We start from the raw sequence: 16,576 nt of genomic DNA on the forward strand, positions 1-16,576 counted from the left end.
ACGCGACTCAACTGCTGGGGGAACGGAAAGATGAGCAGCAAGATCGACACGACCGGAACGATGGAAGGTGCGCAGGAGCTGGCGCTTCAGGAAGTGGAGAGGACGGCGGGGGATCGTCCGGTCGCTGTGCATGACGAATTGCTGCTCGAGTCGCAGGGCGCTTCGCTCGACGGACGCGAAGGGGATCGCGTCCGGCCGAGCGACTGCTCGAGCATCGCTGCGATTGTCTCGCCGCCTGCGGACATCGCAGAGACCGACGAGGTGGTGCTGTTCAGCATCGAGCTGCCGGGGATGAGCGAGAAAGATGTCGAGGTCCAGATCAGTCCCGACCTGCTGGTGATTCGCGGGGTGCGGCGGTCAGACGATCCGGGGATCACGCTCTGGCACCTGCGCGAACGCTCGACCGCCATCGTCGAGCGAATGATCCTCATTCCGGACGGCGTCGATACCGAGGACTGGTCGATGCAGTTCCGCGACGGCGTTCTTACCGTGCGCATGGCGAAATCCTGCCGGCAGAGAAAGAAGCGGCGCGTTTACGCTTCGTAAACACCTTCGGTTTCGAACGCGGGCGTCCGGCCAAGGGGGGCGGACGCCCGCGTTCGAGCCGCAAGCCGACGAGCGCTGCGTGTCATGACGCTGCCTCGGCGCGGGACTATCGTTGCGCGCCGGCATCTCCTGCGATAGCTCCGAGCCATCGATCCGGGCCTCGCGGCCTTCGTCTGCGTGACTTCCATCGAAGCGCTGCGCAGACGGCGGTTGCGCATCGCCCGGACGTACTCTCGGACAAAGCGGTGGGAATGCTCGTCGACGAAGCCACGCGCCTGGTAGTCGGGTATCCGCGATGAAGGGTAGCCTGGGGATTTGTCTCGTTGCTGCCCTGCTGCTTGCCGGCTGTACAGCGACCGTTGCGCAAAAGCCGGTCCGCCCGGAAAGCAGCCGCGTCGAAAAAGCCCCGATCAAACCGGCGCCGGTGATTCCGCGCGCCGAGCACTGCGGGCCGGCGATGGATACGAAGGTGTGGAAGGTCCAGTGCTCGCAAGGAGACCTCGCCATGATGTGCCGGAAGTCGGATCCGACCGACCGCCGCTGCGCCTACAAGCGGTCGGGCAAGTATCGATGGACTTACGGCTCCTACTGCCACCGATCGCTGGCCTGCTACAAGCGGGCTTGCCGCTGAGCGGCGATCCTTCGCCTCGAGCGCGCGCCCGTCCTAGATTTCGCCGCGTGGAACAACAGAAGAAGAGTCTTTACTTCGAAGCGGCGACGATGCCGGCATCCGGCGCGTGGGCGCAGAAACGACGCCTCGCCGCCAATCTGCGAATCATCATCGACCGGCTGGTTACGAGCGATGCGCCCGAGGAACAGCTTGCCCGCGCCGCCGATGCCGCCGCGAGCTTTGCCGAATCGCTCGCCGGGCATCCGCATCGCCAGCGAATGTGGGGTTTTGCCGAAAGCGCGAACGCCGGCGTGGGAGCGTTCTTCGACCAGAGCCCGCTCATCGGCCTGTCGAACCCATTGGCACCGCCGATGACACTCGAAGCCCGGGGAGATCGCGTGTACGGAGAAGTCTGCTTCGGTTCTGCCTACGAGGGGCCGCCCGGCCATGTGCACGGCGGCTTCGTTGCGGCTGCGTTCGATGAGCTTCTTGGCTTCACGCAGTCGCTCACCGGCAATCCCGGCATGACGGCGAGTCTCACCGTGCGTTATCGCCGGCCGACGCCTTTGCACGTGACCCTTCGTTTCGATGCGGGAGTCGATCGCGTGGACGGTCGCAAGATCTACGCGTCCGGTCGAGTCCTCTCCGGCGAAACCGTCACGGCGGAGGCCGACGCCCTGTTCGTTTCTGTCGATCCCGAACGTTTCCAGGCGCTGATCGACGAGGTCCGGACGCGATGAGCCAGCCGCTCCATTTCCCGCCCGACTACTCCGAGACGCGCGTGGTCAAGGACGGCACCGAGATCGGCCTTCGCCTGCTGCGACCGCATGATCGCGATGTGCTCGCGAAGGGCTTCGAGGAGCTCTCTGCCGAGTCGCGCTACACGCGCTTCTTCTCACCGATGAGCAAACTGCCGGAGAAGATCCTCGAGAAGATGCTGGAGACCGACGACTGGAATCACCTGGCGATCGTCGCGTTCCGCAAGGAAGACGGCAAAGGGCTCGCCACCGGAAGATTCATCCGTCTTGCCGGCGAGCCGGAGGTCGCGGAGTTCGCCGTCGCGGTCATCGATTCGATGCAGGGTCGCGGGCTCGGCAAGCTGCTGCTCGGCCTGGTTGCGCGAGCTGCTCGCGAGCGCGGCATCACGCGCTTTCGCGCGCACGTGCTCGCGGGCAACGACGCGATGATCACGCTGCTGCGCGAGCTCGATCCGACGCTCGACGCGACCAGCGACGGCCGTTCCATCACGTACGACCTCGACCTGCCGGAGATGACCGACGAAGCCTCTTCCAGTGGTCCGATCTTCGATCTGCTGCGCGCCGCCGGTCGCGGCCTGGACGTTCTACTTCAGAGCCTGCGGTCGGGCTGAGAGCACTGGCCCGCGCAGACGACCAAGCCGCCGGGCGTCCGGTGCCCGCGCGTCATTCCGCGACCACGGTCACGACCGGGCTCGGCTGGATCTGGTCGCCCTGATTGTCGGTGGCATCGACGATCGTCACGTGGAAGTCGGCGCTTGCCGGAGTCGCCAATCCGTAGAACGTGCAGCGCGCAAGCGTCACAGGGCCATGGAACGGGTTCAGGCTGATGATGCCTACCGACAGCAATGCTCTGCCCTGCTGCACATGCGTCGCGGACACCACCTGCGGAATCAGGATCTCGCAGTCGGCGGTCTCTCCGATCGGGACGAGATCGCCTGCGGCATCCATGTAGTCGACGTCGAATTGCAGCGCGCCAAGGCTTTCGTCCGACGTGAGCACGAGATCGATTTTGCGCGCAACGCTGCACGCATCAACGGCCAGCCCGACCGCCACCCGCAGCGTGCCGAGCGCGTCGATTGCCGTCACGCGTCCGTCGCCGTTGCGATCGCAGCGCTGCCTGGGGCAGCGCGCGGCAAGCCCGACGGCCTTGCGCAGCACGACCAGTGCGCTGGTGGCGGTGACTCTCTCGCCATCGCCGGCGGGGCAGACAAGATCGAGTCGGCAGCGGCGCGTGCAGCGGTCGCCGCCGTCGAGGTTGCCGTCGTCGCACTCTTCTACTCCGGCCCAGACGTAGCCGTCTCCGCAGCGTGCAACTCGGCAACTGGCCAGGCAGGCCGCGTCCCAGTGGCGATCCTCGCCGTCGTCGCATTCTTCGACGGTGTTCTGGACGAAGCCGTCGCCGCAGACCGCGATGCGGCAATTGCTCAGGCAACCGTCGTTCTCGTTGGAATTGCCGTCGTCGCACTCCTCGAGGTCACCGTGCTTTGCGCCGTCGCCGCAAACGGCGTTGCGACAGTCGGACAGGCAGTCATCGGTATCGTCTTCGTTGCCGTCGTCGCACTGCTCCGCACCGGTGACGGCCTCGCTGCCGCACCCGGTCGGACGGCACGTCGAATCGCATCCGTCGCCGTCGACCGCATTGCCGTCGTCGCAGGTCTCGCCGACGTCGCCGGTGCCGTTGCCGCAGCCGCCGATTGTGCGTGCCAGCCGGACAGGACCGATGAGTCCTTCGTATGGCGAAAGCATCGTATCGGCGAGCCACAGCACGGCCCACGTGTTCGCGCCTGCATGCTGAATTTTCGGGTTGCGGTCGACCAGCGCATCGACGGCCTCGGCGGGATCCACCAGCGCCGGCATCGTCCACGTCGCCCCGCTGTCGCTGGAAAAGGACGTGACGACATCGGCGTCGAAGCCGCCGCCGCTCGAGTAGCTGCTCCACGCGATGGCGAACTCGCCGTTGTCGCCTGCGGCGACGCTCGGCGAGAAGTCGCCTCCGCCCGTGTCCTCGTGCCACGGCGCGAGCGCGGAAGGCACGGTCCATTCGGACAGAACCGACGGCGACCGCGAGACGAACACGCTGAGCTTGCGCTCTTCGAGCGGGTCCGCAACCCAGCCGACGTACGCAAGCAGCCAGCTACCGTCGCGGTTGGCTGCCACGCTGAGCTGCTGCGGCGAACGGTGACGTGTGCGAAACAACTTCGCGGCGGCCGACCACGTCGAAGCGTTGTCGATCGAATGCGCAGCCGAGATGCCGTCACCGCTCCACGCCACCAGCCAGTTGCCGGAATGGTCGGTCGCGACAGTCACGGCGTTGACGGTGTAGCAGGGCACCTCGTCCAGCGTGGATGCCGGCGACCAGGTCCTGCCGGAATCGACGGAAACCGACGAACGAATCGCGCAGAACGACGTGTACTTGTACTCGTCCGGAGAATCGATGTAGCGCGCGCCGAAAAATCCTTCTGACCACGCCGCCACCCAGCGTCCGCCGGCGCCGCCTGCGACCGCAACGTTGGAAAGCTTGTACTGCTGCTGATCGAAATCCGGTTTGTGCTCGACGGCATAAAGAACCTGTCGGTCGCCCCAGTTCTGACCGGCATCCGTCGAGCGATTGAACTGCAGATGCTCGTCGCGATAGTCGGCGCCCGCCTGGATCCAGACGCCGTTGCCATCGGTGGCGACGGTTGCTTCGTAGACATCGTCGAACGCGACCGGTCCCGGTTGCAACGGCCGCGCCGGCGGCGACAGCCATCGCCGCGCGTCGTCGAGCGAGGTCGCGACAACCGGCTGGTAGGACTTCTCGTCGACGTAGGCGGTCCATCCGGCGGCCCACCGCCCTTCGGCATCCCCTGCAAGGCTGAAATATGGTGGTGCGGAGCTGGACAGCGAAAAGAGCTGGCGAGTCGAGACGAAGCGAAGCGCATCGGGATCGAGAGTAGTTGTGGTCGTCGTGGTGGTCGTAATGCTGTCGTCGAGGCTCATGCGTCGCGAAACCCAACCGCCCTGCGTGTACGGGTTGCGCCACGACGCTAAGAGTGTTCCGGCCTCTTCCACCCGAAGCATCGGCCACAGACAAAGCCCGGTCGCGGCTTCGCTCAGATCGATGGGCACGCCGGCTGCACCGCTGCTGTCGATAACGACAGCGCGTACGTGAAGAGCGTAATTCGTCATCGAGCGCTCGCGCCAGCCGATGACGATCGTGCTGCCGACCATGGCTGTCATCGTGCCTTCGATGCGATTGTCGACGGGCAACTCCAGGATCCGGATGGTATCGCCGGCGGCGACGCCGTCTCGCGTGAAGAAGCGGCCGAACAGCTCGGTGCCTTGCTCGGCCGCCCACGCGGCGAAAAAACCATCGGCGGTTGCCGTTATGCCCGGCTGATACGCTGAGCACGAGGTTTCACCGCAGACCGTCGCCGCCGATTCGCGGCGGCCCTCCGGATCGACGACGGCCACGCGTCCCTCGGAGATCACCATCACCGCGCCATCGCCGGCACACCCAAAACCATAGTCACGCGAAGCGTCCGTGAATCCGAGCGAAACCGGTCCCGAGACGAGCGTACCGTCCGCGCTGCGCCACTCGACCACCGGTTCGCCGGAATCCGAATCGCACGCTCCGTTGACGGTCGTGAACTCGCAGCGGAAGAAGACTCTGGCCGTCGAGCCGTCGGCCGCGACGCACGGGTCGATGCCGTCGCGTTCGGCGGCGGTAGGGCGGAACTCGTGGCCAACGGCATTCAGTCCGGCATGGGCGACGGCCGGAATCAGGGCGAACGCAGCTCCGAACGAGATCACTGCCTTGCTGGCCAGCGTGAGCGTGCGACGTTTCATTGTGACCCCCTTCGCGCTGGAACCCGCGTCCCGTCGCGATCGTGAAAGCATGACGCCGCGCGAGGGTCGGCGCTACTGACTTTCCCCCACCGGAGGAAAATGCGGCGGGCGCCATTGCTGGCTGCCGCGCCAACGTCTACCTACATATCTGTAAGCCGAGCGATCGGCGGGGAGGGTAAAAGAGGAGGAAAGAACAGAAATGAGAGTTCCGTGTGTCCGGACCGCGGCCGTGCTGTTGGCTGCGCTGACATTTCCCGCCCTGTCTCCCGCCCGCGCGAGTACGTTCGACTACAACCCGGTCCTTTTCGTGCACGGCATCGAGGGCTCCGGCGCGCAGTTCGAGTCGCAGGCGATGCGCTTCGAAAGCAATCGCTATCCGGCCGACTGGATCGACGAGGTGGATTACAACTCGACGCTTGCCGTCGGCGACAAGACCGAAGTGCATCAGCAGATCGACGCTGCCATTGCCGCGTTGCAGGAACGAAGCGGCAAGGCGCAGGTCGACGTCGTTGCGCATTCGCTCGGCACCTCGGTGATGTACGACTACCTGACCGATGAGACACTCGGTGCCGCGCGGCGCGCGAACGTCGGTCATTACGTCAACGTCGATGGACAGAGCGAGCACCCCGGTGTTCCGACGCTCGCCATCTGGGCCGGACGCGGTACGCCCGGCCGCAGCATGGACGGAGCCGAAAACGTCACCGTTCCAAACCAGACTCACGTTCAGGCGTGCACGTCGTCGGAAACATTCGCTGCAATGTACAGGTTCCTTACCGGACGAGAGACTCACCGCAGCATCCGCCGGCACAGCCACATCGAAGTTTCGGGACGGGCACTCGAGTTTCCGCAGAACTCCGGCCTTTCGGGCGCCACCGTCGAGGTCTGGCCGGTGGATTCGGACGGCCGGCGAACGACGGATGCTCCGATCGCAACCGTTGCGATCACCGACGGCTCGGTCGGCGGCGGAAACTGGGGACCGGTCCCCGTCGAACGCCGCGAGCGTTACGAGTTCGCCCTCGTACGTCCGGCGCTGCCGACGCTTCACATCTACTACGAGCCGTTCGTGCGCAGCGATCACACGCTCAGGCTTCTCGCCTCCACCGCTTTTGAGCAGTACGCGGGCAATCGCCCCGGCAGCTCGTCGTTCGTGAGCATCCGCTACAAGGAGCTGTGGGGCGACCAGCCGGGCGAAAGCGACCAGCTTCTCGTCGACGGGCTCAACATCGCTACCGCGGATCTGTGTCCTGCGAGCAAACAGGTCAACGGTTATTTCGGTTTCGACCGCAATCGGGATTCGCAGACCGATCTGAGCGGCGATCCCGTGATCGGTGCCTTGCCGTTCCTTCAGGGTGCCGACGTGTACGTCCGCGGAAGCGCTCCGCCCGACGCGACCATTTCGTTCCAGCTCCTGTCACGCGGCGGCGGCGACATACGGACGCTGAACGTTCCGAACTGGCAGGCGCTCGGCGATGGAATCACGCTGACATGGAGCGATTTCGACCGGCTGAAATTCTGACACGTTTGGCGAGCACGGGCTCCGGCACAGGTTTCGGCGGAAAACCGCATTCGGGACGACCTCCCTTGACCGTCTTCCGGCTGCTGCGATAGGTTCGATCCTGACGCGAAGCCTCGACGTTGCCGGTTCGAAGCATCCGGAGAACCCGAAGGCCAGTCTTATGGCCGAACGGGACGTGAGAAGGCGGAACAGCTGGAGGGGAAAGTGAAGCGCGACAAGCAAGACAATTCCGCAGAACCACAAGATACCCGCAGCACGCGACGGGAAATTCTCCGTGGCGGACTGCTGATCGCAGGCGCCGCCGCCGTCGCTCGCGTGGCCGGCGGAGGACCGAAGGAAGCTCAGGCTGCCAGCGGCTCCCCGCTGATCCTGGGCCAGCCGAACGACGCGACGAGCGCGACCACGCTGACCGTATCTCCCGGCGTCTCGGGTCTCGTCGTCTCGAGCTCTTCGATCGATCCGAACCAACCGGACGGCACCGTCGAGGCTGTATCGGCCCTGCGCGGCATCGGCGGCGATGGGGTCGGAGTCCATGGCACCACGACCACTGGCGTAGGAGTATTCGGCTCGTCGATCAATACCGACCCGAATCAGCCCGTGAACGGAATCGGCGTATTCGGCTCATCGATCAATACCGACCCGAACATGCCCCTGAGCGGAATCGGCGTCTTCGGCCAGGCCGGAACTTCGATCAGCACCGATCCGAATCAGCCGATTTTTGCCGGTGTGTATGGATCATCGGTCGAGGCAATCGGCGTCGGCGGCCGTTCGCTCGAGAACTACGGAGTTCTCGGACAGACGGGCGAGTCGCCGGTCCTTGACCCGAACCAGGTCTTTCCGTTCGCAGGCATCATTGGTCTCGGCGGCAGCACGGGCGATCCGAACACTCCCAATGACTTTGCGGGTGTCATCGGTTTTACCGCCGATCCGAACATGCCGGGTGTGCTGGCCTGGAACTCGACAGCCGACGGCCTTGCGCTCAACGTCCAGGGCCGCGCGCTCTTCTCGAGCGCCGGCACTGGAACGATTGCTGCGGGAAGCGATCGCGTGTCGATCTCTCATCCCGCAGTAACATCGAGCAGCATCGTGCTGGTCACGTTGTCGAGCGATCCCATTGGAGGAAGACGCCTCAAGTTCGCGAGAGTGAAGGGTGGCGGCTTCGACGTGGTTCTGTCGAGCAAGGCGAAGACTCCGGTCAGTTTTGGCTTCCTCGTCGTGAACTGAACGAGCCGGGTCGAATATTCGCGTGAGCGCCAGCGTACCGCGCGCCGCGATGGCGGTGCAGCGGGATCCGGGACTCGCCCGCATCGCGAATCTCGTCCCGGACTCTGCGCGAAGGATTCTCCATCTCGGCTGCGGCACGGGCGTCGCGGCGCTGCTCCTCAAGCTGCGCCGCGCCGATCGCTACGTTACGGGCGTCGTCGGCGACGCGGCGCTCGCGCACGAGGCTGCACTGCGCTGCGACGAGATTGTCGCGCCTGCGCTGAGCGCACGTCTTGCACCCGGATCCTTCGACTGCATCATCGCCAGCGATCTTCTCGACCGTGCGGCCGATCCGCAGGCCGCACTCGCATCGACGCTCCGCCTTCTCGTCCCGGGTGGTCACTTCGTCGTCGAGGCACCTTCGGCGGCGCATGCTTTCGCCGTCGCGTCGTTATCCCGGCGGAAGCAGGCGGCGAGCGCCGGTTTCACGCGCCGCGCGCTCGTCGAGCTGCTGCAGCAGAACGGTTGCGAGGTGACGAGCCTGCGGCTCGATCTCGAGCACTCCATTCCGGTCAGGCCGCTGCCGCTGGTGCGGCAGCACGGGCTTCGCATCGAGCACATCGAGGAGGCTTCCACGCCTCGCCTTTTCGCGACCTGTGTCTACGCGGAAGCCGCCGAACGAATTCCCGTCTGTTCGGTGATCGTGCGTCCCGGCGGCATCGAACCGTCGAGCGGCGATGCGCGAGCGGCGATGGATGCGACACTCGCGGCGCTGCGAAAGGATGCGACACGGCTCGCGATCGAGCTTCTCGTCGCCGGCGGCGCGACGTCGGCCGATCTCAACCGGATCGTCCCCAATGCGCGCGGCCGCTATCTCGCTTTTTTCGATGCCGGCACCGAGCCGCAGCGCGGATCGCTCGCGTCGATGATCCAAGCACTGCAGACGACCGGCGCCGGAGTGGCCGGCAGCGTGCTCGTCGACGAGAACGGTGCGGTCGAGCACTCGGGCCTCGCGTTTCATGCGACCGATCTGCCGTACCGGCACTACCCGTTCCCGATTCGTCGCCCGCCCGGCGAAGCCGCGGCCGTCGTACCAGCAGTCTGCGGCGACGGGATGATGATCGAGCGCTCGCGATTCATCCTGCTCGGCGGCTTCGACGAGCGGCTGCGGTCGGAGCTTTTCGACGCGGATCTTTGCCTTCGGCTGCGTGCGCACGGACGGGCGACGATCTGCTCGGGCGCGAGCATTGTGCATTCCGGTCGCAGTACCTCGCCTACGAACGCGCCCGGTGGCGCGGATGCCGATCACGCGCCCGGTGGCGCGGATGCGGATGACGCGCAGCCGGACGAAGCGCTTTCGAGCGCACCGCGCGGCTATACCGAGCGCCAGTACTTCGCCGACAAATGGTCTCCGGGGATCGAAGCGACCTTTCTCAACCAGCCCGTCGCCGCCAGCCCTCCCGGCGTCGATCTGCGCTCGCGCGCGAACGGTCGGGCGGACTCGAAGCGGGCGCTGGTCTGGTCCGGCCATTTCTACGGCGCCGGCGGCTATGCGGAAAGCACGCGCAATTTCCTGGCCGCGCTCGATCGCCACGGGGTGCGGACGCTCGCCAACTCTTTCACCTCGGACAACCCGAGCTCGCTCGCCGAAGCGATCGAGATCGATCCGTTCGTCATCGACCGTGCGCCTGCGGGTTTCGTCAGCATCGTGTCTCGTCCGGCAATTTTTTTCCGGCGCCATCCGAACGAGCACATTGCGATCGGACGGACGATGAACGAGACCGACAGGATCGGCCCGGGCTGGGTGGCTCGCTGCAACCAGATGGATCAGGTCTGGGTGCCGAGCCGTTTCAACCTGGAAGCGTTTGTCCGGTCCGGCGTGGACCGCGAGCGGGTCTTCGTCATTCCGGAAACCATCGACGACCGAATGTACGGCCCGGATGTCGAACCGATGGCCATCGAGAATGCGAGCGGCTTCGTCTTTCTGTCGGTGTTCCTGCTCGGCCCGCGCAAAGGCTGGAAGCTGCTGCTGCGCGCGTACTTCGACGAGTTCCGGCGCGACGAGGACGTGACGCTGCTCTTGCGCGTCTCCCCGTCCATCCGGTCGCCGCTGTCGGAGCTGACGGATTTCATCGGCGGGCATTTCGGCGGTGACGCGGGGCTCGGGCCGCGGGTCGTGCTTTGCCCCGCGAACGTCGTCGGACCGACGATGCCGCGCCTGTATCGAAGCGTCGATGCGTTCGTGCTGCCGTCGCGCGGCGAAGGTTGGGGACGGCCGTACATGGAGGCGATGGCATCGGGGTTACCGACGATCGGGACCGGATGGAGCGGCAACACCGAGTTCATGACCGCGCAGAACTCGTACCTGATCGACTATGCGCTCGTACCGCACAACGACGAAAGCCTGCCGGCGCACTTCCAGACTCCGGACGGGACGATGTGGGCGGAGCCGTCGCTCGATCACCTCAGGCAGCTGATGCGCACGGTGTTCGAGAATCGCAGCGAAGCAGCCCGTCTCGGCGCTGCCGCCCGGGAATCCATTCTCGATCGCTTCCGGCACGATCAAGTCGCCGCGCAGATCGTCGAACGCCTCGAACAAAGCGGCGTCGAGATCGCGCGGACGATCCGCCGGCTGCCCCGGACACCCGCTCCGGTCTGTTCGGTGATCCTGCTGGTGCACGGCGTCGTGGAAAACGCCCGCGAGTGCATCGAACGACTGGATGCGAACGCGCCCGGGTTCTGCTGGGAGCTCGTCGTCGTCGTGCGCGCTGAGGATCGATCGGTTGCCGCGCAGGCGCCGGCTTTACCATCTGCCGATGCCCGCGCAACGCGCGAATTCCGGATCGTGACCGTCGCCGGCGAGCTCGGCGAGAGTGCGGCGCGGAATCGCGGCGCTGCAGAGGCTCGCGGTGACTACGTCGTCTTCGTGGACGAGGGCACGCGTGCGTGCCCGGGCTGGCTCGACAACCTCGTCGCGGCATTCCGCACCGGTGCGGGAACGGGCGTGGTCGGAAGCAAGCTCGTTGCCGAAGACGAATCGCTTGTTCATGCCGGACTGGTCTTCGGTCCCGAGCTGCTGCCATATGCCATCTATCGCGGAGCGCCGGCTTCGGCGCGTGCCGCAAATCGAACTCGAGCGATGCGCGCTGTCGCGGGCATCGGCATGCTCGTCCCGCGTAAGAACCTGCAGGCGCTCGGCGGCTTCGACGTTTCGCTCCACGGCGTCTATGCCGATGCGGATCTCTGCCAGCGCGTGCGCGAGGTCGGTCTGGAGGTTTTCTACTGCGCGGAGAGCGTGCTCGTGCAAGCCACGTCTGCGGAGCCGGGACCACGCGACGATCACGATCACGGCCTCGATTTTCTCGAAAAGTGGGCGCCGGGCGTCCGCTGCGATGATGCGGACCGGTGCGCGCAAGACGCTACCGACGTGCTTTCCGTTCGCGCGGCATTCTGGCCGATGCCGCCGCGAGGACGAGCCGCCGCTTCGCGGCCGCCGGCGGTACTGTGGTCTGCACCTGTTTTCGATCGCAGCGGTTACGCGAACGAGGCCCGCGACTACGTGCTTGCTCTCGACGATTCCGGCGTGGACATCTATGTCAATCCGTATCCGTGGCAGCACGTCGCCCCGGATCTTCCCAGGCGCGACCTGACGCGAATCACCGAGCTGTCTCGCGCCGCGCTGCCGGCCGATTTCGTTCACGTGATCCAGCACCAGGCGATCCGCTTCTCGCGACATCCCGACGCCATCGCGAATATCGGCCGCACGATGTTCGAAACCGACTCGCTGCCGCAGGATCGCGTCGAGCTGTGCAATGCCATGGACGAAGTGTGGGTGCCGAGCCGCTTCAACGTCGAGACCTTCACCCGTGCCGGCGTCGATCCCGGCCGGATCGTCATGATTCCCGAAGCCATCGACGCCGATCTCTACCGCCGCCGCATGCGGCCGCTCGGGATCCCCGATGCCGGCGGCTTCGTCTTCCTGTCGGTCTTCGCATGGAGCGTACGCAAAGGCTGGGACGTGCTGTTGCGTGCATTCGTCGAGGAGTTCGGCCGGACCGAGGACGTCACGCTCGTTCTCGCGATCAGCACGAGCGCTGCAGGAACGGCCGGCACCCCGGCGCCCGCGATCGTTTCGTACCTGCGCGAAACGCTGCATGTCGATCCGCGGCAGACTGCTCGCGTCGTCGTGTTGCCGCTTGCGCTCTCGCCGGAGCGAATGCCGGCGCTTTACGCCGCGGCCGATGCGTTCGTCCTGCCGTCACGCGGCGAGGGCTGGGGCCGGCCTTACATGGAAGCCATGGCCTGCGGGCTGCCGACGATCGGCACGGGCTGGAGCGGAAACACCGAGTTCATGAACGCAGGCAACTCCTGGCTGATCGACCATGAGCTGGTCGAGTTGCCCGACGACGGATGGGCACGTCCCGGCCTCTTTCGCGGGCAGCGCTGGGCGTCGCCGTCGGTCGAGCACCTGCGCAGCCTGATGCGCGAGGTGTACACCAACCGTGAGGCCGCCCGCCGTATCGCCCGGCGAGCCCGCGCCGAAATTCTCGAGCGCTACGACCGCCGCCGCATCGCGCAGATGATGAAGGAGCGCATTGCGGCGGTTGCGAGTTGAGCGCGCAGCAGGCCATGTCGCTCGTTCCGTCGTAACGATGTCGAAACTGGCTCGACCGAGGGCTTTGCGCGCCGTTCCGACTTGTCCCCGACGGCTATCGGGTTCAGCTTTTTTTGAGCGGCGCGAAGCGCGCGCAGAACGAAAGGAGTCACTCCGATGGCGTTGGACAAAGTGCATGTCAGAACGGCCGTACTCGCGACGATATTGAGCGCAATTCTTCCGGTCGCGCGCAGCTTCGCGGAGGAAGGCGCCAGCGTGGGGATCGATGGCAGAGTCAACACGGGCGAGCAGCGCCTCGGTGTCGGAACGAAGCTCGACGCAAGCCCGGGCGGCGTCTCCGGAGGCGCGGACGCTACGAACAGTGAGCCGAATCTTCGCGAACAGACGCATGGCGGAAATGTACCAAGCGTAAACGTCGGCGGCGGACGACAGGGTGTCCGGGCCGGTGCGGGCGTTGAGACGAGAGACTCGGGCGCCGATCCGGACCGGAACGTTCAGGGTCGCTGAAGCCTTGCATGCCGTCGGCTGCGCCGCTTGCCGCGCGGCGGAACGCGGCAGCACGCATCTCCGGCCCTATCCCACGCCCGGCAATTCGACTTCACAGATCGGGCAAAGCCGTGCCACCGGCTGGGCTACGGCGAATTTCAGAATCAGAAGAGCGTCACCGGCGCTGATTCCCCCCGAGCCGTTCGCGTCACAAAGGCAGAAGTCGCAGGTTTCGAGGCCGACCGCGGTCTGCAGTGCGTCGAGCGCATCCGTCGCCGTGATCGATGCATTGCGGTTCGCATCCCCGCAGTGGAAGAACGGCGGAAGCAGATCCTTGTCGGCCGTGTTCGCAAGCCGGATCTCGTCGAGCGTGCCGGTAAAGTGAATCGTCTGGTCTTGTGCGGTGCATGCGCTGGTGCCGGCAACCAGAGATGCGTCATTGGAAACGTTCGCAGCCGTGCCGCGATCGATCTCCTGATCGAGGAAGCCATCCACGTACGACCTCATGACCGTACCTTCGCGCGTGAACACGACCGTATGAAACAGCCCGTCGTTGATCGGCCGGGTGGTCGTCGTTCCGAGATTCGTATCGGTCTCGTAGACTTCGAGGCTCAGGTCTCCGTGCCCGCGCGTACGAATGTCCCAGAACGAGCCGAACGCGCAGACCGACCGCTTTCCGAGAACTCCCTCGACGACGCCGGTGCTCGTGGTGCGAATGACGAATGCGATCGTAAAGTCGCTGTTTCCGAAGTTGCCCGCGGTCTGTCCGAAGCTGACCTCGTCGTCGACGCCGTCGAACACGAAGGCCTCATCGAACAGGCCCTGTCCGAACGTCGTGCCGCCGGAAAGCGTTCCGTCGGCATCACCGACCGCGTCGAGCGCGTCGCCGTCCGCGGGCCATTCGTGGGTCAGTCCCGCATGGACGGTGGACACGTACAGCAACGGCGGAAGCTGGAGAACGGCGAAGGCCGCGAGCGCAGGAAGCGTGCGAAGGATGCTGCGGTCGGACATATGCCCGCGAAGATATCGTATTTGTCGGTGCGCGGGGAAGGACGGCGGCCCGGTAGCCCGGGTGAGGGTGAGGCGCGATGTGCATGCTCCCATTCCGCCAGCATCCCGAGCGTGCCGTTCGATCCGCTGACGACGTCTCCCGCGCCGCGTCAAGCCGCGGCGACCGGTGTTGCAGTGGCTTCGCGGAAGAAGCGTTCGTACTCGGCGCGCATTTCGCGGCCGCCGATCTCGATCGTCGCGTGATTCTCGATCCATGCGCGCACCAGGCTGAAGCCGGCACCCGGCGGACCGTTGTGCACCAGATCGGCCCTCCAGCCCTCGCGCGCGAATGCAGCCAGGATCGCGTCCGCGTCGCAGGCATCGGTCGTCACGTAACCATGATGGGGCCACGCCTCGGGCAGTGGCAGATTGCTCAGCTCGAGACGCCCGCTTCCGACGCCGCCGCGTGTCTCGGCTGGCCATATTTCGATGGCGCTGCCGTCGCTGTCACCCGCGTATACCAGGAGCGAGCCGTGCGGGTGCGGCATAGGAACGACGCGCGCGCCAAGCACCTCTGCCAGCACACTGGCGACACGTTTCGGGTCGTGGGCAGGAACGGTGAAGTGATGAATTCTCATTCTGGTTCCTCCTTCGGGTTGACGTGATGTAAACTAACACCGAGGTTTACGTAGTGTCAACCAGAAAAGACGATACCAGGGCCCGTTTGTTTGAGGCGGCGCGCAAGCTGCTGCTCGAGCGCGGCTTTCACGGAGTGGGACTCGAAGACATCGCCGAATCCGCGGGTGTGAGCCGGCAGGCGGTCTACAAGTCGCACTTTGCTTCCAAGGCGGACCTTCTGCTGGAGCTCGTGCGGCACGTCCATGCAGCGGAAAAAATCGACGACTTGACGCGGCCCATCTCCGAAGCGCGGACCGCGCTTGAAATGCTGGCCGCCACGATCCGCGCCAGCATCAAGATCGAAGCCCGTGTGCACGAGCTGTCGCTCACGCTTGCCGCCGCTGCCGTGTCGGACGCCGCAGCTGCCGCCGCGTGGCGCGATCGCATGGAGCTCCGGCGCGGCGCATTGCGCGCAGCGGTGTCACGACTCGAAGCGGAAGGCCGGTTGCGTCCGGGCTGGAAGATCGAGCAAGCCGTGGACGTGCTCGACTCAATGCTCTCTGTGGACACCTATCAGCGACTCGTTACGGAACGAGGCTGGAAGCACGAGGAGCTGATCCGGAAGGTGCAGGAGTTGAGCACCGGCACGTTCCTGGTCGAGCCGCCGGGCAGACCGCGGCGCAGAACCGGAGCTACGGCCCTCGCCGCTCCGCGGCGCTGATCTCGCGAACACCGTCATGGTTTCGGCCGACCGGGATTGCCATCATCACCGTAGTCGAGTCGAGCGATGGTGCGCGGTCCCGTCCGGTCAGTCGAGCTCCGCGAAGACCGAGTCGAGCAGGATCGAGAACCCCGGCAGCACCGAGGACTCGGCGGCGCCGCGCATGATCTGTTTCGCCTCACCGTAAGCTTCGCCTTCCAGGCAGAAGATCGTGACGCGACGAGACCTTGGATCGACGATCCAATACTCGCCGACGCCGTTCTTCTCGTAAATTTTCTTCTTCTCGAGGCGATCTCGCGATGCCGTCGACGGCGACAGGATTTCGACGACGAGGTCGGGCACCAGCCTCAGGAACGCGTCGGGATCGGGCTTTGGACCGCGCGAGAGCGTAGCCGCAGAAACGAACGAGACATCCGGCTCGAGCACGTCGCCGCTTGGCAGCTCGTAGCCGGTGCTCGAATCATATCCCCGCCGGCTGCCGTCGTGCGAAGATAGTCGCCGAGCGCAGTCACGATTTTGAAACCGACCGATCCATGTCCCGACCTGGATGGCGGTGACATGACGACCTGCCCGTCGAGCAGCTCGTAGCGGTGGACGTCCCCCCTCGGCCGGCTCTCAAGCCACTCGAAGAACTCGGCCTTCGTGAAACGCTCTTCGGAGCGGAATGCAGTCTCCATGGGCATCG

Annotated in this window: 12 protein-coding genes; 8 read left to right on the forward strand and 4 right to left on the reverse strand. The window is 65.5% G+C overall.

Annotated features, from left to right (window positions below; translation table 11 throughout):
- The first annotated feature begins 30 nt into the window (after window positions 1-30).
- The 4 genes from VN634_19175 (at window position 31) to VN634_19190 (ending at window position 2,525) form a co-directional block, all read left to right on the forward strand.
- Window positions 31-546, forward strand: a complete 516-nt coding sequence (locus VN634_19175) for an Hsp20/alpha crystallin family protein (GenBank protein HXC53017.1) — start codon at window positions 31-33, stop codon at window positions 544-546.
- Window positions 547-841: 295 nt separating this feature from the next.
- Window positions 842-1,177 (forward strand): hypothetical protein, encoded by a 336-nt coding sequence (locus tag VN634_19180; protein HXC53018.1) that lies wholly within the window; start codon window positions 842-844, stop codon window positions 1,175-1,177.
- Between the two features lie 47 nt (window positions 1,178-1,224).
- Window positions 1,225-1,896 (forward strand): PaaI family thioesterase, encoded by a 672-nt coding sequence (locus VN634_19185; GenBank protein HXC53019.1) that lies wholly within the window; start codon window positions 1,225-1,227, stop codon window positions 1,894-1,896.
- Complete coding sequence (locus tag VN634_19190; protein HXC53020.1) at window positions 1,893-2,525, forward strand: GNAT family N-acetyltransferase; 633 nt, start codon at window positions 1,893-1,895, stop codon at window positions 2,523-2,525. Before VN634_19185 ends, VN634_19190 begins: the two co-directional genes overlap by 4 nt.
- 52 nt (window positions 2,526-2,577) lie before the next feature.
- On the opposite strand, the gene VN634_19195 is transcribed toward VN634_19190, so the two are convergent.
- Entirely contained in the window at window positions 2,578-5,742 is a 3,165-nt protein-coding gene (locus VN634_19195; GenBank protein ID HXC53021.1) for a DUF4215 domain-containing protein, read from the reverse strand.
- A gap of 199 nt (window positions 5,743-5,941) precedes the next feature.
- Here VN634_19195 and VN634_19200 point away from each other — a divergent pair, with 199 nt between their 5' ends.
- The 3 genes from VN634_19200 (at window position 5,942) to VN634_19210 (ending at window position 13,076) form a co-directional block, all read left to right on the forward strand.
- Window positions 5,942-7,258 carry a hypothetical protein gene (locus VN634_19200; protein ID HXC53022.1) on the forward strand — a complete coding sequence of 439 codons (1,317 nt, stop codon included), beginning with the start codon at window positions 5,942-5,944 and terminating at the stop codon, window positions 7,256-7,258.
- Window positions 7,259-7,462: 204 nt separating this feature from the next.
- A complete protein-coding gene (locus VN634_19205) occupies window positions 7,463-8,482 on the forward strand; it encodes a hypothetical protein (protein HXC53023.1) in 1,020 nt (339 codons plus the stop codon).
- Between the two features lie 22 nt (window positions 8,483-8,504).
- Window positions 8,505-13,076 (forward strand): glycosyltransferase, encoded by a 4,572-nt coding sequence (locus tag VN634_19210; protein ID HXC53024.1) that lies wholly within the window; start codon window positions 8,505-8,507, stop codon window positions 13,074-13,076.
- A 573-nt stretch (window positions 13,077-13,649) separates the two neighbouring features.
- Here VN634_19210 and VN634_19215 read toward each other — a convergent pair.
- Together VN634_19215 and VN634_19220 are read right to left on the reverse strand one after the other, a co-directional pair.
- Window positions 13,650-14,573 carry a LamG-like jellyroll fold domain-containing protein gene (locus VN634_19215; GenBank protein HXC53025.1) on the reverse strand — a complete coding sequence of 308 codons (924 nt, stop codon included), beginning with the start codon at window positions 14,571-14,573 and terminating at the stop codon, window positions 13,650-13,652.
- 149 nt (window positions 14,574-14,722) lie between these two features.
- Window positions 14,723-15,190, reverse strand: coding sequence for a hypothetical protein (locus tag VN634_19220; GenBank protein HXC53026.1), 468 nt, complete (start codon window positions 15,188-15,190; stop codon window positions 14,723-14,725).
- A gap of 53 nt (window positions 15,191-15,243) precedes the next feature.
- Here VN634_19220 and VN634_19225 point away from each other — a divergent pair, with 53 nt between their 5' ends.
- A complete protein-coding gene (locus VN634_19225; protein HXC53027.1) occupies window positions 15,244-15,891 on the forward strand; it encodes a helix-turn-helix domain-containing protein in 648 nt (215 codons plus the stop codon).
- Window positions 15,892-15,978: 87 nt separating this feature from the next.
- On the opposite strand, the gene VN634_19230 is transcribed toward VN634_19225, so the two are convergent.
- Window positions 15,979-16,440: a Uma2 family endonuclease gene (locus VN634_19230; GenBank protein ID HXC53028.1), complete on the reverse strand. Its 462-nt coding sequence runs from the start codon at window positions 16,438-16,440 to the stop codon at window positions 15,979-15,981.
- Between the last annotated feature and the right edge of the window lie 136 nt (window positions 16,441-16,576).

Source organism: Candidatus Limnocylindrales bacterium, from assembly GCA_035571835.1.
In the GTDB taxonomy this organism is placed as follows: Bacteria; Desulfobacterota; Binatia; order UBA1149; family CAITLU01; genus DATNBU01.